General features: G+C 61.5%; 17 protein-coding genes. 14 read left to right on the forward strand and 3 right to left on the reverse strand.

Going from position 1 to position 19,085, the window contains the following annotated elements:
• Positions 1 to 22: 22 nt before the first annotated feature.
• The 9 genes from PMI12_RS18090 (at position 23) to PMI12_RS28790 (ending at position 9,977) form a co-directional block, all read left to right on the forward strand.
• A complete protein-coding gene (locus PMI12_RS18090; protein ID WP_202801685.1) occupies positions 23 to 1,174 on the forward strand; it encodes a glycosyltransferase family 4 protein in 1,152 nt (383 codons plus the stop codon).
• A complete protein-coding gene (locus PMI12_RS18095; RefSeq protein ID WP_042673666.1) occupies positions 1,171 to 2,175 on the forward strand; it encodes a UDP-glucose 4-epimerase family protein in 1,005 nt (334 codons plus the stop codon). The genes PMI12_RS18090 and PMI12_RS18095 overlap by 4 nt, the downstream gene beginning before the upstream one ends.
• Positions 2,159 to 2,719, forward strand: coding sequence for a sugar transferase (locus PMI12_RS18100; protein WP_007835336.1), 561 nt, complete (start codon positions 2,159 to 2,161; stop codon positions 2,717 to 2,719). Before PMI12_RS18095 ends, PMI12_RS18100 begins: the two co-directional genes overlap by 17 nt.
• A gap of 23 nt (positions 2,720 to 2,742) precedes the next feature.
• Positions 2,743 to 3,315: an acetyltransferase gene (locus PMI12_RS18105; RefSeq protein ID WP_007835338.1), complete on the forward strand. Its 573-nt coding sequence runs from the start codon at positions 2,743 to 2,745 to the stop codon at positions 3,313 to 3,315.
• Complete coding sequence (locus PMI12_RS18110; protein WP_007835340.1) at positions 3,308 to 3,697, forward strand: VanZ family protein; 390 nt, start codon at positions 3,308 to 3,310, stop codon at positions 3,695 to 3,697. The genes PMI12_RS18105 and PMI12_RS18110 overlap by 8 nt, the downstream gene beginning before the upstream one ends.
• 139 nt (positions 3,698 to 3,836) lie before the next feature.
• Entirely contained in the window at positions 3,837 to 4,271 is a 435-nt protein-coding gene (locus PMI12_RS18115) for a low molecular weight protein-tyrosine-phosphatase (protein ID WP_007835341.1), read from the forward strand.
• Positions 4,268 to 6,526 (forward strand): polysaccharide biosynthesis tyrosine autokinase, encoded by a 2,259-nt coding sequence (locus PMI12_RS18120; RefSeq protein ID WP_007835343.1) that lies wholly within the window; start codon positions 4,268 to 4,270, stop codon positions 6,524 to 6,526. The genes PMI12_RS18115 and PMI12_RS18120 overlap by 4 nt, the downstream gene beginning before the upstream one ends.
• Before the next feature lie 197 nt (positions 6,527 to 6,723).
• Entirely contained in the window at positions 6,724 to 8,712 is a 1,989-nt protein-coding gene (locus tag PMI12_RS18125) for a polysaccharide biosynthesis protein (RefSeq protein WP_007835345.1), read from the forward strand.
• 29 nt (positions 8,713 to 8,741) lie between these two features.
• Positions 8,742 to 9,977: a hypothetical protein gene (locus PMI12_RS28790; protein ID WP_007835347.1), complete on the forward strand. Its 1,236-nt coding sequence runs from the start codon at positions 8,742 to 8,744 to the stop codon at positions 9,975 to 9,977.
• A gap of 92 nt (positions 9,978 to 10,069) precedes the next feature.
• On the opposite strand, the gene PMI12_RS18130 is transcribed toward PMI12_RS28790, so the two are convergent.
• From PMI12_RS18130 to PMI12_RS18140, 3 genes are all read right to left on the reverse strand, one after another.
• Complete coding sequence (locus PMI12_RS18130; RefSeq protein ID WP_042673681.1) at positions 10,070 to 13,090, reverse strand: YjbH domain-containing protein; 3,021 nt, start codon at positions 13,088 to 13,090, stop codon at positions 10,070 to 10,072.
• Complete coding sequence (locus PMI12_RS18135; protein ID WP_007835351.1) at positions 13,087 to 13,713, reverse strand: YjbF family lipoprotein; 627 nt, start codon at positions 13,711 to 13,713, stop codon at positions 13,087 to 13,089. Before PMI12_RS18135 ends, PMI12_RS18130 begins: the two co-directional genes overlap by 4 nt.
• Positions 13,714 to 13,847: 134 nt before the next feature.
• A complete protein-coding gene (locus PMI12_RS18140; RefSeq protein ID WP_007835353.1) occupies positions 13,848 to 14,150 on the reverse strand; it encodes a hypothetical protein in 303 nt (100 codons plus the stop codon).
• A 388-nt stretch (positions 14,151 to 14,538) separates the two neighbouring features.
• On the opposite strand from PMI12_RS18140, the gene PMI12_RS18145 reads away from it, so the two are divergent.
• The 5 genes from PMI12_RS18145 (at position 14,539) to PMI12_RS18165 (ending at position 19,057) form a co-directional block, all read left to right on the forward strand.
• Positions 14,539 to 15,270, forward strand: coding sequence for a response regulator transcription factor (locus PMI12_RS18145; RefSeq protein WP_042673672.1), 732 nt, complete (start codon positions 14,539 to 14,541; stop codon positions 15,268 to 15,270).
• Positions 15,271 to 15,469: 199 nt separating this feature from the next.
• On the forward strand, positions 15,470 to 16,087 hold the full coding sequence (gene petA / locus PMI12_RS18150) for a ubiquinol-cytochrome c reductase iron-sulfur subunit (RefSeq protein WP_007835356.1): 618 nt from the start codon (positions 15,470 to 15,472) through the stop codon (positions 16,085 to 16,087).
• A 14-nt stretch (positions 16,088 to 16,101) separates the two neighbouring features.
• Positions 16,102 to 17,538: a cytochrome b gene (locus PMI12_RS18155; protein ID WP_007835358.1), complete on the forward strand. Its 1,437-nt coding sequence runs from the start codon at positions 16,102 to 16,104 to the stop codon at positions 17,536 to 17,538.
• A gap of 35 nt (positions 17,539 to 17,573) precedes the next feature.
• Positions 17,574 to 18,350 carry a cytochrome c1 gene (locus tag PMI12_RS18160; protein ID WP_007835359.1) on the forward strand — a complete coding sequence of 259 codons (777 nt, stop codon included), beginning with the start codon at positions 17,574 to 17,576 and terminating at the stop codon, positions 18,348 to 18,350.
• A gap of 95 nt (positions 18,351 to 18,445) precedes the next feature.
• Positions 18,446 to 19,057: a glutathione S-transferase N-terminal domain-containing protein gene (locus PMI12_RS18165; protein WP_007835362.1), complete on the forward strand. Its 612-nt coding sequence runs from the start codon at positions 18,446 to 18,448 to the stop codon at positions 19,055 to 19,057.
• Positions 19,058 to 19,085 lie beyond the last annotated feature (28 nt).

The following is a 19,085-nucleotide window of genomic DNA, read 5'->3' on the forward strand; positions in this document are numbered from 1 at the left end:
GGGAGCGAAAAAGTATTCACCCTTGATTGGCAAAGCACGCGACGGTGATGAAATGAAGCGATTAATGTTTGTCATATCGGAAGATTGGTACTTCGTTTCCCATCGTCTTCAGTTGGCATTGCACGCAAAGGCTGCAGGTTATCGCGTTGCGGTCTTGTGTCGTATCTCGAGCCATGCAGAACTGCTGGAGAAATCGGGGATCGAGGTCTTCCCGTGGTTCCTCGAGCGGCGCTCCAAGAATCCGCTGACCGAATGGCGCGCGCTGAAAGAAGTGCGCGCCGCCATCAAGGCGTTTCAGCCTGACGTTCTGCACGCCGTGGCGCTCAAGCCCGTCCTGTACAGCGCAATGGCCGGCAAGGCCAAAAAATCGGGGGGCAGGGTGTTTGCGCTGGCAGGCCTTGGATATGTGTTCTCTTCGCAGAAGATGCTTGCACGGTGTTTGCGCCCGTTCATCGTCCAGGCGTTTCGCGCTGCATTTCGCAATCCCACCACCCGTTTGATTCTGCAGAACCCGGACGACGCACAGGTGTTGTCGAACGCGAAGATCATTGCGCCAGAAAAAATCCGGCTGATCCGTGGCGCCGGGGTGGATGTGAACGCTTTCCTCGCGACACCGGAGTCCGCCCAGCAGATGCTCGTTGTGCTTCCGGGGCGGATGTTGTGGGACAAGGGCGTGGCCGAATTTGTAGCAGCTGCGAGACTCCTGCAAAAACGCGGTATCCGCGCGCGATTCGCGTTGGTGGGCGGCCGTGACGACCACAACCCATCGTGTGTTCCGCTGCAGACCCTGAAAGCCTGGGAGGCGGAGGGCGTGGTGGAGTACTGGGGAAACCGCAATGACATGCCCTCGGTGCTGGCCAATGCGCACGTGGTGTGCCTGCCTTCTTATCGCGAAGGATTGCCCAAGGCGTTGCTCGAAGCTGCCAGTTGCTCAAGGCCGATCGTCACGTTCGATGTGCCAGGTTGTCGAGAGGTCGTCGTTGATGGCAAGAACGGGCTCCTGGTTCCGTTTGGCGATGTCACGGCCTTGGCCAATGCACTCGAGACGCTCATGACTGATCGCGCGATGCGCGAACAAATGGGCGCACAAGGGCGTCTCATGGTCGAACAAGAGTTCTCGCAGGAGCTTGTTGCTGCCAAAACCATGCAGGTGTGGGAAGAGGTGGTCGCGTGAGGGTTCTTGTCACCGGCGCTACCGGCTTCGTGGGCAGCGAGCTTATTCGGCGGTTGATGACCACCGGCTCGTCGGGCGTTTCGAGCGCAGGTGCGATGTCGATGGCTTCATTCGAAATCGTGGCCGGGGTCCGGCAGCAGAGTCGGCGTCTGCCGGCTTCGATCGAACAGCGCGCGGTGGGGGATTTGTCCAGCGGCACCGATTGGAGCGAAGCGCTGCGAGGGACCCGCGCAGTCGTCCATTGCGCCGCCCGTGTACATGTGATGCAGGACACCGCGGAAGACCCGCTGAGCGCATTCCGTTCGGTGAACGTGGAAGGCACCTTGAACTTGGCACGGCAGGCTGCCGCGGCGGGTGTCAGGCGTTTTGTCTTTGTCAGCTCAATCAAGGTGAACGGCGAAGCGACGGCGGTCGGAAGACCTTTCCGCGTGGATGATGCGCCGGCGCCGCAGGATGCGTACGGAATCTCCAAGCACGAGGCCGAAGCAGGTTTGCGCCAGTTGGCTATCGACTCCGGAATGGAAGTGGCAATCGTTCGTCCGCCGCTGGTGTATGGGCGCGGCGTCGGGGCGAACTTCCGCGCCATGATGGGCGCGGTTGCGCGTCGCTTGCCCCTGCCGTTGGGCCGAATCGAGCACAACCGTCGCAGCATGGTGGCACTCGGCAATCTGGTCGATCTGCTGGTGACCTGCATATCTCACCCGGCTGCGGCAAACCGGATCTTTCTGGTTTCGGATGACGAAGACCTTTCGACTTCCCAGTTGCTGCGACGCCTCGGGCAGGCGATGGGACGACCGGCGCGGCTCTTGCCCGTGCCGGTTAGCTGGCTGGAGCTCGGTGCCGCCGTGCTAGGCCGTCGCAGTGTTGCGCAACGGCTCTGTGGCTCGCTACAAGTGGATATCTCGGACACAAAGCAACGGCTGGGATGGGCGCCGCCCCTCAGTGTCGAAGAGGGTTTGAAGAGGGCGGCGGAAGGGTACTTGAATGAAGCGTCTGTTTGATCTGGTTCTCGCGCTCTGCGCGGCCATGGTGTTGCTGCTGCCGGTGGTCGTGATTGCGCTGGCCGTGCGCCTCACTTCGCGCGGACCTGCTCTCTATTGGTCCGACCGCGTGGGCAGCAACAACCGCATCTTCAAGATGCCGAAGTTCCGCAGCATGAGGGTTGGCACGCCGGCGGTGGCTACGCACCTGCTATCCGACCCCGGGGTGTACCTGACGCCTATCGGCCCCTTTCTGCGCAAGAGCAGTCTGGATGAGTTGCCGCAGTTGTGGAGCATTCTGGTTGGGGACATGAGTTTTGTCGGGCCGCGCCCGGCGCTCTTCAATCAGGCAGATCTGATCGGGTTGCGTACCCAGCATGGTGTGCATCTCTTGGTGCCTGGCCTTACCGGTTGGGCTCAGGTCAACGGGCGTGACGAGTTGCCAATTCCAATCAAGGTTCAGTTTGACGTTGAATACCTTCAGCGTCAGTCTTTCTGGTTCGACGTTCGCATTCTCTGGCGCACCTTCGTCAAAGTGATGAACCGTGACGGTGTGACGCATTGAACGCAAATACACAAGGAATGGCGATGAAACGCTTGCTGATCATCGGCACGGGTGGCCATGGGCGTTCCGTCGCGGAGGCAGTGTTGCTGCGCCGGGACTACGCGTTAACGGCTTTCCTCGATGATGCTGCCGTGCCCTCGCAGCGGTTGTGGGACTGGCCTGTCTGGGGAACAACTGCCATATTGGGTACATGCCGAGGCCAAGTCGATGCAGTGGTTGTGGCCATTGGCAACAACGCGTCGCGCGAGGCCTTGCACCAGCGCGTTCAAGCTGAGGGGCTGGCTTTGGCAACGGTCATCCACCCTGCAGCCACTGTATCGCCCAGAGCCACCGTGGGCCAGGGGAGCGCCGTCATGGCCGGAGCTATCGTGGGCACAGGTGCCCAACTGGGTGAAGGTGTCATCGTGAACTGCGGGGCCGTGATCGATCACGACTGCACAGTGGAGCCATTCGCTCATCTGGGTGTGAATGCGGGAATGGCCGGTGGCAGCCTGCTGGGCCGCCGCGCGTGGATGCCGGTGGGAGCCGCTCTAGCTTATGGGGCAAGGGTGGCGTCAGATCGCACGTTGCACCCGGGCGAGGTAGTGCATGCCTGATCACGTAGCACGCAAAAAAGAAAAAATGACGAGGCGACAAGTTGGCTTGCTGTTCCGTCTCGCGTTTTGGAGCAGCGCCATCGCGATTCTTGTGCTTTCGCTCGTGCCGGTCAGTACCTCGCTACCTTCCACCGGATGGGACAAGACCAATCATTTGCTTGCCTACGCCGTGCTGGGCTTTTTGGGTCATTGTGCTTACCCGGGTCGCACGGTCGTCGTTCTCGCGGCGCTGTTGACTTATGGCGGATTCATCGAAGTGCTGCAGTCCTTCACGCCTGACCGGTTTGCCGAGTGGGGAGACTTGCTGGCCGACGGGATTGGACTCTTACTTGGCGAGTTGCTGGCTCGCTTGGCATGGCGTCGCCCGCCCGAGCGTGTTTGATGCCCGACTGTGCTCGCGCCTTGAAGCCGGTTCGTGAGAGTTGGCAACTAAAATGTTGCCGGAAGGGGAGCTTTCTAATTGTGATCAATAGTCTTGTGCGACCACCGGATGTCGCTGACCTGCTGGGCCGTCCCGCGTCATGAAGTCCGTTCTGGTCGTATGTATCGGCAACATCTGCCGCAGCCCGATGGGAGAGGCCTTGATCGCCGCTGCCTTGCCGCAGCTCGAGGTGGCTTCGGCGGGCGTTGGTGCGCTGGTGGGGCAGCCGGCTGATCCCATTGCGCGTCAACTCATGGCCGAGCGCGGGCTCGACATCGAGTCTCACCGTGCGCGGCAACTGACCAATCTGATGTGCCAGCAGGCCGATCTCATCCTTGTCATGGATGAAGAGCAGCGGCTGCAAATCAACCAACGTTACCCGCTCACGCGCGGCAAATTGTTCCGTCTGGGTGAGGTTGCGCGCGTCGACATCCCCGACCCCTACCGCTTGGGCCGACCGGCCTTCGAGCAAGCCCTGCAACTCATCGATGCCGGCGCCAGTGCGTGGGTCGAACGCATTAGAAAATTCTTATGACTTCCCTTGCTTCTCCGTCTGCCTCGTCGGCTGCCGTTGTCGGGCCTCTGCGCGACGACGAAGACGATGTAATTCACCTGTCCGAATACCTGGACATCCTGATCGACCGCAAATGGTTGGTGGCGGGCATCACGTTCGCCGCCGTCGCGCTGGGTGTCGCCTACGCGGTGCTGTCGACGCCTGTCTATCAGTCCAACCTGCTGGTCCAGGTCGAAGACTCCGCACCCGACGCGAAGAGTTTTCTTGGCGATACAGGAAGCCTGTTTGACGTGAAGACGCCAGCCACTGGCGAAATCCAGATCATTCGGTCGCGAATGATCATGGGCGGGGCGGTCGAGGCAACGCGCTTATACATCGATGCGCAGCCACGCTATACGCCGCTGATCGGCGAGTGGCTCGCCCGCCGTGCCAAGGAGCTGTCGGAGCCCGGTTTTCTGGGGATGAGCGGTTACGTCTCGGGCACGGAGGCGATCGACATCGCCAAGTTTGATGTTCCCCCTGAGTTTGAAGACCAGAAGCCTTTCACCATCACGGCACAGGCCAATGGCCAGTACACGCTTGCCCACCCTGACCTAGCCGAGCCACTGACCGGCACGGTAGGCAAGTTGCTGAGCCAGCAGGTGCACGGCGGCACGATTGTGCTCATCGTCTCGCAGCTCGACGGCAAGCCCGGTGCACAGTTCATCGTCTCTCGCGCTTCTGTGCTTGCCACTACCGAGGACCTGCAAAAGCGAATTCAGCTCAGCGAGCAGGGCAAGCAGTCGAACGTAATCAGCGCAACACTGGAAGACAGCGATCGCGATCGCTTGCGGCGCATCCTCGATGCAATCGGCGCGCAGTACGTGCATCAAAACGTCGAACGCAAGGCCGCTGAGGCAGAGAAGACGCTCGAATTTCTCGACCGGCAGTTGCCCGAGTTCAAGAAGCAGCTCGAAGGCTCTGAAGATGCGTACGCAAACTTCCGGAACAAGAACGGAACCGTTGCCTTCGATGAGGAAGCCAAGGCAATCTTGAGCCAGGCGGTTCAGTTGGAGACCAAGAAGCTCGAGTCAGAGCAACTGCGACGCGAACTGCTCGCGCGCTTTACTGAAACGAATCCCAAGGTGCGCGTGGTCGATGGGCAAATCGCTGCCTTCCGCCATGAACTCGATGGCATCGACCGTCGCGTGAGCGCCATGCCTGTTCAGCAGCGAGACGCGCTGCGGCTGGAGCGAGACGTGCGCGTCAACGGCGAACTCTACAAATCGCTGCTCAACAGCTCGCTGCAGTTGCGCCTCGTCAAGGAAGGCAAGGTCGGCAACGTGCGCTTGCTCGACAAGGCCACCGAGCCCAAGAGGCCTGTGAAGCCACAGAAACCGCTGGTTGTGGCGCTGTCGCTGGTGCTGGGTTTGTTGGCTGGCATCTCGCTGGCCATCCTGCGCAGCAAAATGGCCAACGGCATTCGGAATCCTCAAGAGATCGAAGATCGTCTTGGATTGAACGTCTATTCCGTTGTCCCCCTTGCCGTCGAACAGGAGAAGATTCTTCAGCGCATTGCCGGCGGTGCCGGCGGCGTGCAGGTCCTGGCCGTCACCGAGCCGGGAAGTGTCGCCATAGAGAGCTTGCGCAACCTGCGCATCTCCCTGCAGCTGACCATGATGGAATCCGGGAACAACCGGGTGCTCATCACTGGTGCGACGCCGGGCGTGGGCAAGAGCTTTGTTTCGGGCAACTTCGCAGTGATCATGGCGCAGGCCGGCAAACGCGTGCTGCTGATCGATGCCGACTTGCGCAAGGGGCACATCCAGAAAGCCTTCGGCCTTCCGCGGCAGGGCGGCCTGGCCGAGGTGCTGGTGGGAGACATGAGCACCGAGCAGGCGATCCATGCCCAGGTCGTACCTAACCTCGACGTTCTTACGACCGGTAACTACCCGGTTAACCCGGCGAACATGATGTTGTCGTCAAGGCTGGGCGACTTGCTGAATGCCATGTCTGCCCAGTACGACCTGGTGGTAATCGACAGTCCGCCGGTGCTGGTTGCGGCTGATGCCGCGGCAGTGGCTGCACATACCGGGGCCATCCTGCTGGTTGCTCGCGACGGCCTGACGCAACTTGGTGAGCTCAATGAGAGCGTCAAGCGCCTGGCGCACGCGGGGCAGCGAGTTAACGGCGTGGTCTTCAACGGCATGGACCTCTCGCGTAGGCACTACGGAAGCTACGGCTACAAGTACGGCGGCTACCGCTATACCGAGTACAAGTACAAGGAAGCGGCCTGAGTTTGCCGCTTGTACGAAGCATGGCTTCGGTGCAAAGAAAGGGAAATCTTCTTCAGTACCGAGTCACTTGTCTCGACACAGACAATACACAAACTCACATCTGACCGTGGCGGAATACCCAGAACAGGGGGTGTGCCCTGGTATTTCTTCACGGAAAATGAAGAAATGAAACAGCGCTTCCGGCCAGTGGAACTCACGTGATCAATCGTTTGGCTGCCCCGCTGCTTGCGCTGCCACGTCCTGCCAAACGCTTGTTGGCATTGGCCGTGGATGCGGCTTTGTGCTTGCTTTGCGTTTGGCTGGCGTTCAGTTTTAGGTATGAGCAATGGGTAACCCTGCGCGGGGTGCAATGGTCCGCGCCGGTGATGGCTGTGGTCCTGGCGTTGCCGCTCTTCGTGGTCTTCGGCTTGTACCGGGCCATCTTTCGCTATGCCGGCAGCGCTGCTTTGATGGCAATCGTACGGGCCTGCACCGTGTTCGGCCTCGGCTACGCACTGATGTTCTCCATAGTCGGCGTGAAGGGCGTGCCCCGCACGGTGGGCATTCTGGCGCCGCTGTTGCTCTTCCTCGCGATCGCGGGTTGCCGCATGTTTGCGCGTTACTGGCTCGGTGGCCTGTACATGAGCGCACTTCATCGCAAGGCTCTGCCGCAAGTGGTGATCTACGGTGCTGGCGGCGCCGGTCTGCAGCTGGCCGCGGCATTGGCGCAAAGCCGTGAAATGATGCTTTGCGCTTTTGTGGACGATGCGGCCCACCTTCAGGGCAACACGCTCAACGGCGTGCGAATTCACTCGGTTGAATGGTTGGAGCAGAACGCCGCCAAGCAGGGCATTACCGATGTGTTGCTGGCCATGCCGTCGGCCAGCCATTTGCGTCGCGTTGAAATTTTGAATCGGCTCTTGCCGCTGCATCTGCATGTACGCACATTGCCGGCCATGGCCGATCTGGCCAACGGCAGGGTGCAAGTCAATGACCTGCTCGAGGTGGATATCGAAGACTTGTTGGGCCGCGATCCGGTGGCGCCGGTTGCCGACTTGCTGCACAAGCACATTCGCAGCCAAGTGGTTCTGGTTACCGGGGCTGGTGGCTCCATCGGCAGCGAACTTTGCCGGCAGATCGTCCAACTTTCGCCATCGGTCCTGCTGCTCGTGGACTTGAGCGAATACGCGCTCTATGCCGTTCACCAGGAGCTCGAGGAGCTTGCGCCTGAAGTGCGCGTCATCCCGCTCCTGGCCTCGGTGTGCGATGCCCGCCGGCTGCGCGAGATCATGCATGCGTGGCGCCCTGACACGGTCTATCACGCGGCCGCTTACAAGCACGTGCCCCTCGTCGAACACAACCCGATCGAAGGCGTGCGCAACAACGCGATCGGCACGCTCACCGCGGCGCAAGTGGCAATGGAGTGCAAGGTCCGGCGCTTCGTGCTGGTCAGCACGGACAAGGCTGTTCGGCCGACCAACATCATGGGGGCCAGCAAGCGGTTGGCTGAAATGGCGTTGCAAGGGTTGGCGCAGCAGAGTACCGAAACCTGTTTCTCGATGGTCCGTTTCGGCAACGTGCTCGGTTCCAGTGGTTCGGTGGTGCCGTTGTTCAGGCGCCAGATTGAAGCGGGTGGGCCAATCACGCTCACGCATGCCGACATCACGCGTTATTTCATGACGATTCCCGAGGCCGCCCAGCTGGTGATCCAGGCAGGCGCAATGGCTTGGGGTGGCGACGTGTTCGTGCTCGACATGGGTAACCCGGTGCGCATCATCGATCTGGCGCGTCGGCTGGTGGAGCTCTCGGGGCGCACCGTGCGCGACGAGGCAACACCCGAAGGCGACATAGAACTGCACATCACCGGCTTGCGCCCCGGCGAGAAGCTGTACGAAGAGCTGTTGATCGGCAACAACGCCATGCCCACGGTGCATCCGCGCGTGATGAAGGCGCACGAAAATTGCCCACCGTGGGAAGAGCTTTGGCGCCAATTCGATGTGCTGAAGGCAACGCTTGAAAGCAGCGACGTTCCAGCCTTGAAGGCTGCGCTAGAGCAGATGCTGGCTGGCTATCAGCCGCACGTAGAAGTAGTCGACTGGGTACACATGGAGCAGCATCGTGTGCGAGACGCGATTTCGCCACTGGTGGCGAAGGAGCGTGTCGTAAGCGGCGGAAACTCAGCGTCACCGATCGTGGTAGCGGCTTGAATTGTATTTTCTGGAAGAGGCGCATCGCCATGCAACGTCGTGAGTTCCTCAAGACGCTCGCTGTCGTCCCGCTGGGTGCCGACATCGTCGAAAGTGTGACTCCGGAGAAGTTTGGTGCGGTGGGCGATGGCATTACCGACGACACGGCCGCTTTACAGAAGGCCGTCAACGAGGCAGTGGGCAAGCGTTTGGTGCTTTCTCGGATCTATCGATTGACATCTGCTGGCCTCACGATTCCCTCAAATTCGCACCTCTTTTTCACGAATAATTCCCGCCTTGAATTGCTCGCTCATTCGGCGAAGGCGTACCAAATCTTGCGTGTGCACGATGTGGGAGACGTGCTTATTGAAAATGCAAGCGTTAATGGCCGACGTGACCTTAATAGCGCCGTTGGTGGCGAATGGGGGATGGGTATCTCGGTTTGCGGGACTACCGGACAAGTAAGGATCATTAACCCTGTCACAGCCAACTGCTGGGGCGACGGTATTTACGTCGGAAGCACGAAAACACAAGGTTATTGTGAGGACGTCTACATAAGTAAACACCAAGCTGAGAACAACCGCCGACAAGGCATGTCTGTTATCTCGGTCAAGCGATTGGTGGTAGACGATCCCATTTGGGTGAATACAAATGGCACCGCGCCGCGGGCTGGTCTCGATATTGAGCCAAACAAAAATACCGATCGCCTCGATTTTATTCGTATAAATAACCCCAAGACTATTAATTGCGCAGGTGCGGGAATTGGAATTGTTCTCGGCGCTTTGACGGGTGCAGCGGATAGCGTCGTTGATATTCGAATTTCAGGGCATGAAGACAGTGGATCTGCCGTAGCCGTAGAATTCGTCAACTACGATCCGACCGCGGGCAATATTTCTGGGGTAATCGAATTTCTCTCTCCCACTTCCAAGCGTGCTAAATCTAACGGCATAGCGTTTCGAGAGTGGGGTTTGGGGCGCTTGCGCGTCAAAGTTTTAAATCCTACCGTTGTCGACAACAATACGTCAGCATCCAAATCGGCGGCTGCCAGTGCGCCAATTTTGATTTCTAGGGCGTTGGGGTCGCGAAATACCTATTTAATGGGTGGCATTTTGATTGAGAATCCGGTGGTTCAAACGCCAAATACCGCCATCGTCAATTCGATCGTCATCAATGATTTCACCGCCCGTGCCACGGCTATCCAGGACGTGACTATTCGGAAGATGGGGCGGATGCCGCCCGGTGCGCCGATGTTTATGCCAAATGCGGTTGTGCATCTCGAGCAATAACGACGGCCGTACTTCAGCTGCGTTTGCGATGCGCCGAGTAGAGGCCGAAATCAGCAAGAGCAGCATCCGCAAAGGATGCCGCCCAAAATTTGCTATTGCTGCGCCGGCCCGAAATCCAGAATGTTGTCCCCGGCCTTGGGCTTGTTGTCGTCCGGCGGCGAGAAGCTGAACGCCCTCGGGTCCCGCGAGGTCGTCATTTCGTAGAGCGGGTTGATTCGTCCCAGCTTTGCACCACCGTCCCGTACCAGGGGAGCCCAGGTGAAGTTTGCGGAGAACTTGCTGGACCGCGGCAGCAGCGCGTCGAATGGCAGCGAAATGTAGATGCCCTTGTCGAAGCTGCCTTCGCCGAACCGCGCCGCCGACACATTGGTCTTGGTGGCATAGGCGCCGATCGTCACGCCGTTGTCGAAGCGGCGGCTGATGTCGATGGACACGCCGCGATCGCCGGCCAGGTACTGGCCCACGCTGACCCTGGCTTGCACGCCGTTCCAGCCGGTGTCCCAGTACAGGGTGGCATGGCCGGTGTTGACCTTGTAGTCGCGCAGGCCGAAGTCCTGCGCAAAGTCGCGCTGCCGCACATGGTTGATGTCGACGCCCAGGGCAAACTTGCTGCGCCACGGCCGGTACAGCCATTCGGCGCCGACGCCCGCGAACATGGGTTCGAGCGCACCGCCATACACGCTGTAGTACTGGTCTTCGTTCAACCGGCCCACGTGGGTCAGCTGAAGCACCGGCATGGTCAAGCGCTTCGACGTGACGTACTCGCGCTGGAAGGTTCGCACGCGCGGCAGGTTGCTGGGCGCGGTGTAGGTGAACTTGTCGAAGTTGTCCACCAGTCGCCAGTTCAGCGCGGCATTCACCCAGGTGCTCCGCGTAAAGCGGTACTCGGCCGTTGCCTGGACACCGAGCTGGTAGAGCACGAAAGCATCGGGCCCGCCCAGGATCTGCGAGAAGCTGGGGGTCAACCCGAAGAAGAATTTCTGGGGACGATGCTCCCAGGCAGCCATCGCGGGTTCGGCGGGCTGCGAGGTGCTCGTTGCTCCGGTTGTGGCCGCGTTCTTCGACGGAAACTCGAGGAGCCGGTCTTCGCTGTTGTCCTGCGGCGGTGCGTACTCGCGTTGGCTGACGGCCCGTTTCTCGGCGGGCGTTTGCGCCTGGTAGTGCGCCGTCACCCATTCGGCTCTGTCGACGACCTGTGCGTGCATGGCCAGGCCGCGTTCGTTGTAGTGCAGGATGAACGTCTTTGCCGACGCCGGTGCATCGCGATGCAGCACGGCAATGATCTGCTGCACGCGCGCTTCGCGATAGACGGTGTTGCTCTCGGTGATCCAGACGTGCAGGCCGCTGCCTTGCGGCGCGATGCGCTGGACCGTCCATTCGGTACGGGACTCGATCTCGGCAGCCGTGGATGCCCACCCGGGTGGATTCGCGGGTGCTTCCGGTGTAAAGCGTGGCTGGGGCGGATCGGCGACCTTGCTGGATCGCATCGATGCGACGTTGGTCGACAAGGTGATGCCAACCATCACCTTGTTGCCGCGCTCGAAGCCGGCGCTGAAGGCCACGTTCGGCGAGTAGCGGTACTCGAGGCCGATGTTGAAGGGGGAGCGTTGCCGCTGGTTGTTGTTCTGCGGCTCGTGCTGGTAGTCGTTGCCTTCGTACTCGAGCTTGACGGTCAGCGGCTCCCAGGGTGTGCGCCACGCCACGCCGCCGAACAGGGCCGCGGGGCCGCGGAAATAGGAGCCTAAGTTCGCCTCGCCCCCTGTCGATGATGAACGACCGGGGCGCGTTCTGAATCGGCTGCTCAGCGCGATCAGCGGGTTGCGGATGTTGCCGCTGCTGCCCAGGTATCCCCAGCCGATGCCAAGGCTGAAATCCAGGTCGCCGTGGCGCTTGTTGGCAACCAGGTATTCGGAAGAAAACAGGCCGGTACCACCAAGGTCTCGAAAGCCCAGCGCGAGTTCTGGCACATAGGCGGATTCGCTCAGGAGCCGCACCTTCAGGTCGATGCTCTTGTCCTTGTTGCTCTGGCCGGTTGTGCTGGCTTCGTAGGCGCGATTGCTGATGGACGTGTAGCGAAAGCCGGCCTCCAGCCAGTCCAGCGGCTGGAACATCACGTTGAGCCGCGAATACGGGTGCACGTTGGTCAGGGAGGTCCGGAAGTCGCCGGCCTGGCCCATTCGGGCTGTGGGCGTCTGCAGCAAGCCGGTTTCGCCCCAGTCGTTGCCGCTGGCGCGGTAGGGCTGGTATTGCGGAACGGGTTGCGGGCGCACGGATACCGTGGTTGAGGGTGCGGGCGCAGCTTGCGGATCCATTCGCGCGGGCGATGCCGCCGCGAGGCTGTCATTGCCTTGTGGCGCAGGTCCTTGCGTTGCAAGGAACTTGATGATTCCCTCAGAAGCAGCGACCAGGTCGGCCATGTCGCGCGGCGCGGCCCAGATCCACGCGCCCGGGGCCGGCTCATCGGAGGGCTGGCTGTTCCATGGCGCAACGCCCACGCGAGCGGTGCGGCCGTCGGGCTGGGCAACCCATGCCCAGTCGTAGGAGCCCACGGGTTCGCATGCCGTGACGTAGTCCCATGCGGACCGGCCGGCTTCGTGCGCCACGTGGCAAAGCTCGCCGTTCGGTCGGACGACGGCAACGGTCTTCAGGTCGGCCGGCGGCGCGACGAGTTGCTGGCCGGCGCTCAGGACTGGGTCTTCTTCCGGATGGGCCTGCAGCCATCGCGGGTCGACCACGCCGAGCGCCACCCGGCCGGTGACTGGCATTTGCTGCAGCCAGGTGATCAGCTTCAGCCGCTCGACCTGATCGGCCCGCGCCGCGAGCCGGTTCGCTGCTTCGATGCGAACCAGCAAGGTGTTCTTGAGGAATTGCTGCGCGAGTCGCTCCTGCGGGACCCGCCATGCAAGGCCGGGCGCAGCGGCACCCTCGGGTTGGCGCAGCAACCAGGTGCTCAGGCGTTCGCCGGGGCGCACGTCGGCATCGCTGGCCGGCGCGTTGGCTGCGGTCTTGTCCCAAGTCTGTGCCAGCGCGCTGAAATTCGCCGCCAACGCGCAGGCGACGGCCACGTGACGGGGCCAGTGGTGTTTGCTGCGCGTGCGAATCGGGGCTCTCATGTCCCGGCGCCCGCCGGAGAGCCGGCTGCTGGCGCGGGAGGTGTCCACCGCTCGAAGCTCATGCAGAAGTCGTTGGAAATGCATTGCTCCGAGTACACGACTTGAGGCGTACCTGAAAGAAGCGAGACGGCAAAGCGCGCGTTCGGCAGCGAAGAATTTGCGGGCAACGACACGCTGCGCTCTTCATACCATTGCAAGGAGTTGGCGGCAGTCCCGGAGAGGGCGCTGTCGCCGGGCGGTGCGATCGGTGTACGAACGACTTCATCGCGAATGCCGAAGCGATAGCCCGGCATGAGATCCCGCTCGCGCCTGTACCGCTGCTCTTGCGAAGCAGAAGTGCCCGGGTCGGCTTGCCATGAAGGAAGTGAAGAGAAGCGCACGGTGCGCCAGTCGATGCTGAGGCCGGTGGTCCCTGCCAAGTGGCCGTTCAGGAGCTTGACGACCTCGCCGGAGCTGCTGTACCAGACTTCCACCGGCCCTTCGGCGCGCCTGTCGACATAGCCGAGGACCATGAAAATGGTTCGGCCGTCAATGACGGTTTTCAGGTAGCGGTAGTTGGGATTGAAGTTGGGTTGCGCCGATTCGGGTGCACCTCGATAGAGGAGGCGAGCCGTATCCAGCATGGCAGAAGATCCGGAGGAGCAACCGCCAACGCCCAAACAAAACGTTGCCCAAAGGCAACGTTTCAAGAATCGCGTGGCGGAACCTACGCGCGGACTTTTCAGCGAATGCCCTCCCAAGGGGAGGGCACGCAGCATTAACGCGTGCCGGTGGTACCGGTGGTGCCGGTGCCTGTCGTGCCGCCAGGGCCAATGCCGAAGCCGCCGCCCGAATTGCCGCCGTTGCTGCTGCCGAGAGCGGCAGCGAGCGCCACGCCGGCGGCAACGCCACCAACCACTTGGGGGCTGACTCGTCCGACTGCGGCATTGGTGGCGCCACCAGCGCCGGCCGCGCCCTGGATAATCTGTGCTCTATCGCTCGCACCGGGGGTTTGAGCAAAAGCAGAAGAAGTTGCCAGAACGGCCAAGGCCATGGCCGTTGAGAGCTTGAAAATCGTCATGCTGATCCCTTGAAATTCGGTGTTTATCGCAAAGAGGTTAACAGCATCATAAATGTGCCGCAACAAATTCCCCCGCCTGCTACAGCGGGGGACGGACGCAGTCGTGACTTTCGCCCGGACGTGTTTCGCGGTGCTACGTAACGCATTCGATGCGCCAGACGTAACGGCGATGGCGCGACAAGCAGGCTGCTGCCGGTCACCGCTTGAAATTCACATTGGCAGCATCGCATTCCTCAATGAAATCAAGGCATTCGACGTGGCGGAGGTATTTGCAACTCAAAGTGCTCTGCGTAGGCATTGTTCCTGCAGTGTCTGAAACGAAAGTGAGCATTTCTAGTTCGGAGTTGTCGCCATGAGTGTTGCTTGTCATCCGTTGTCTTCACAGTCGATGCTGGAGCTCGAAGCGCCCAGGAATTCCTACGGCGGCACTTTTCGCAGTGCCTTGATCGTTGAGGAAGACATCGCCATGGCCGAGCGCATGCGGCGCATCCTGGGCGGACTTGCGCCAGGTCGGCGCGTGGTGGTCGCGTCCACTCAGGCGGAAGCCCGCAACCTGCTGGCAGCGCTGCCCTATGACCTGATGCTGGTCGACATGAATCTGCCGGCCCGCGACGGGGTGTCGTTGATTCAACATGCCCGCCAGTCCTATCCCTGGATCGAGAGTGTCGCCATGTCGGCGGCCGACGACCGCGAACTGGTGGATGCCGCCATTGCCGCGGGAGCCGTGGGCTACTTGCTGGCGGAGGCAGACGACGCCGAACTGGCCTTTCAGCTGCGCTCGATCGAACGTGGCGGTGCACCGATGGACTCGCGCGTCGCACGCCGTCTCCTGGGCACGATCGCGGCATCGGCCAGGACGAAGGGCATTGCTCCATTCGCGGCCATTTCGCCTCCGCAACCGCGGCCCCGGCCGCAGCCGGCGTCCGGCTTGTTGTCGCCGCGCGAACTCAACGTGCTGCGATTGATCGCGCAAGGGTGGAGCAACCGGCAGATCGCAGAGTCGGTCTTCCTGTCGGTCAATACGGTCGAGTTTCATGCCAAGAGCATCTACCGCAAGCTCTCGGTGAAATCCCGGACCCAGGCGGTTCACGAGGCGACGCAGCACGGCCTTCTGAACTGAGGCCGGTGCGCTCGTGCCGCCTGCTTGCGGGCGGCGGCCGGTCCACGCCATGGCGCGCAATGCCCGGTCGCGCGCCTGTGCGCCGCTTCCGCGGGTTGGGGCCCGTTGAAAATCCATCCGGCGCCCCGCTACAATCCTTGGTTGACCTTGCTACGGTTAAGGTTGGCCCTGCTCCAGCGAAGAAGACAAGAGGATCCCCATGAGTGACATGACCTCCGGCTCGCCCCGGATCGACACAAGCAAGCGGACGTGGTTGATCGCATCCAGCTGTGCCGGCGTAGCGGGCGGCGTGGCCACCGCCATTCCCTTTGTGAGCACTTTCCAGCCTTCCGAGAAGGCCAAGGCTGCGGGTGCTGCGGTCGAGGTCGATATCTCGACACTCAAGGTCGGCGAGAAAATGACCGTCGAATGGCGGGGCAAGCCGGTCTGGATCCTCAAGCGCACCCCCGCGCAGGTCGCGGAACTCCCCAAGCTGGATGGCCAGCTGGCCGATCCCCTCTCCAAGCGCCACCCCGACGAATTCACCCCCAAGTACGCGCAGAACGAGCACCGCTCGATCAAGCCCGAAGTGCTGGTCGTGGTCGGCATCTGCACCCACCTGGGCTGCTCGCCGAGCGACCGCTTCCAGGCCGGCCCGCAGCCCTCGCTGCCCGCCGACTGGGAAGGCGGCTTCCTCTGCCCCTGCCACGGTTCCACGTTCGACCTGGCCGGCCGGGTCTTCAAGAACAAGCCTGCGCCCGACAACCTGCCGGTGCCGCCGCACATGTACCTGTCGGACACCAAGCTCCTGATCGGTGAAGACTCCAAGAAGGCCTGAGGCGGAACAAGAACATGGCTGAATTCCACGAGATTTCCCCCAACGCACCCGCCGGCGAGAAGCTGCTGAACTGGGTCGACAACCGCTTCCCCCTCACCAAGCTCTGGAACGACCAGTGGGGCAAGTACTACGCGCCGAAGAACTTCAACTTCTGGTACATCTTCGGCTCGCTGGCGATGCTGGTCCTGGTGATCCAGATCGTCACCGGCATCTTCCTCGTCATGCACTACAAGCCCGACGCGAACCAGGCGTTCGCATCGGTCGAGTACATCATGCGCGACGTGCCGTGGGGCTGGCTCATCCGCTACATCCACTCGACGGGCGCCTCGGCGTTCTTCATCGTGGTGTACCTGCACATGTTCCGCGGCCTCATGTACGGCAGCTACCGCAAGCCGCGCGAGCTGATCTGGGTGTTCGGCTGCGCGATCTTCCTGTGCCTGATGGCCGAGGCCTTCATGGGCTACCTGCTGCCCTGGGGCCAGATGTCCTATTGGGGCGCCCAGGTGATCGTGAACCTGTTCGCCGCCATTCCCTTCGTCGGCCCAGACCTGGCCCTGCTGATCCGCGGCGACTACGTGGTGAGCGACGCCACGCTGAACCGCTTCTTCAGCTTCCACGTGATCGCCGTGCCGCTGGTGCTGCTCGGCCTGGTGGTGGCCCACCTGATCGCACTGCACGAAGTGGGTTCGAACAACCCCGACGGCATCGAGATCAAGGCCAACCGCGGCCCCGATGGACATCCGCTGGACGGCATCCCGTCGCATCCGTACTACACGGTGCACGACATCTTCGGCGTGGTGGTGTTCCTCACGATCTTCTCGGCGGTGATCTTCTTCGCCCCTGAAGCCGGCGGGTACTTCCTCGAGTACAACAACTTCATTCCGGCCGATTCGCTGAAGACGCCGAACCACATTGCCCCGGTCTGGTACTTCACGCCGTTCTATTCGATGCTGCGCGCGACCACCGACGACATGGTCAACGTGTTCGCGCTGATCATCGCTGCAGCCGCCATCTGGAACTTCGTCAAGGGCAAGTCGGGCATGGGCCTGAAGATCGCCGGCGTCGTCGTTGCGGCTGTCGTGATCTTCCTGCTCAAGAACTTCGATGCCAAGTTCTGGGGCGTGGTCATCATGGGCGGCTCGGTCATCATCCTGTTCTTCCTGCCCTGGCTCGACCACAGCGAAGTCAAGTCGATCCGCTACCGTCCGGGCTGGCACAAGTATGTGTATGGCCTGTTCGTCTTCTTCTTCCTGATCCTGGGCTACCTGGGCATCCAGCCGCCCGGCGTCTGGGGTGAGCTGGCCATCGGCTCGTTCAAGCTGGACATCGCGCAGACGATCTCGCAGATCGGCACGCTCGTGTACTTCGGCTTCTTCCTGCTGATGCCGTGGTGGAGCAGCAAGGGCGAGTTCAAGACCGTGCCCCAGCGCGTGGTCTTCGCCGCCCATTGAGAACCACAAGCGCCAAGAGAGCTGAGAGAAACACGATGAAGAAGAAAAGCATTTCCGGCTGGCTCGCGGTCCTGGGTCTTGCACTGGGCCTGACCTTCTCCGCGGCGGCATCGGCCGAGTCCGAGGGCATTGCGTGGGACAAGGCACCCAACAAGACGACCGACGTGGCCGCCTTGCAGAACGGCGCCAAGCTGTTCGTCAACTACTGCCTGAACTGCCACTCGGCTGCCTTCATGCGCTACAACCGCCTGCAGGATCTCGGCATCACCGAGCAGCAGATCAAGGACAACCTCCTGTTCTCGACCGACAAGGTCGGCGAGACCATGAAGGCGAACATCGATGCCCGCCAGGCCAAGGAATGGTTCGGCACCACGCCCCCTGACCTGACCCTGGTCGCCCGCTCGCGCGCCGGCCACGGCGGCACCGGCGCCGACTACCTCTATACGTACCTTCGCACCTACTACCGCGACGACACCAAGGCCACCGGCTGGAACAACCTCGTGTTCCCGAGCGTCGCCATGCCGAACCCCCTGTGGGAACTGCAGGGCGAGCGCCGACCGGTCTACACCAAGATCGAACAGCACGGCCATGAGGCCGAAGTGTTCAAGGGCTGGGAGCAAGTCACTCCCGGCACCCTGACGCCCGTGCAGTACGACCATGCGGTCGGCGACCTGGTGAGTTACCTGCAATGGATGGCCGAACCGGCACAGAACACCCGCATCCGCATCGGCGTGTGGGTGCTGCTGTTCCTGGCCATGTCGGTGGTTTTCGTGTGGCGACTGAACGCCTCGTACTGGAAAGACGTCAAGTAGTTCCGTCCACGCCGACCGGGCGCCTCGTGCATCCGGTCCCACAGAGTGGGTTGCCAACGCGACCCACTCTTTTTGATTTTTAGGAGTCTCTCGCCATGATGGTCTTGTATTCAGGAACGACCTGCCCCTTTTCCCACCGCTGCCGCTTCGTGTTGTTCGAAAAGGGCATGGACTTCGAGATCCGCGACGTCGATCTCTACAATAAGCCCGAAGACATCAGCGTGATGAACCCGTACGGCCAGGTGCCGATCCTGGTCGAGCGCGACCTGATCCTGTACGAGTCGAACATCATCAACGAGTACATCGACGAGCGCTTCCCGCATCCCCAGCTGATGCCCGGCGACCCGGTCGACCGCGCCCGCGTGCGCCTGTTCCTGCTCAACTTCGAGAAGGAACTCTTCGTGCACGTCTCGACGCTCGAGAACCGCACCACCAAGGGCAACGAGAAGGCGCTGGAAAAGGCCCGCTCGCACATCCGCGACCGCCTCACGCAGCTGGCCCCCGTGTTCCTCAAGAACAAGTACATGCTGGGCGACAACTTCTCGATGCTCGACGTGGCCATCGCTCCGCTGCTGTGGCGCCTGGACTACTACGGCATCGACCTCAGCAAGAACGCGGCACCGCTGCTGAAGTACGCCGAGCGCATCTTCTCGCGCCCGGCTTACATCGAAGCATTGACGCCTTCCGAAAAGGTCATGCGCAAGTAAGTAAGATCGCCCCCAGGCTTCGCGCACT

This window comes from Variovorax sp. CF313 (genome assembly GCF_000282635.1).
In the GTDB taxonomy this organism is placed as follows: domain Bacteria; phylum Pseudomonadota; class Gammaproteobacteria; order Burkholderiales; family Burkholderiaceae_C; genus Variovorax.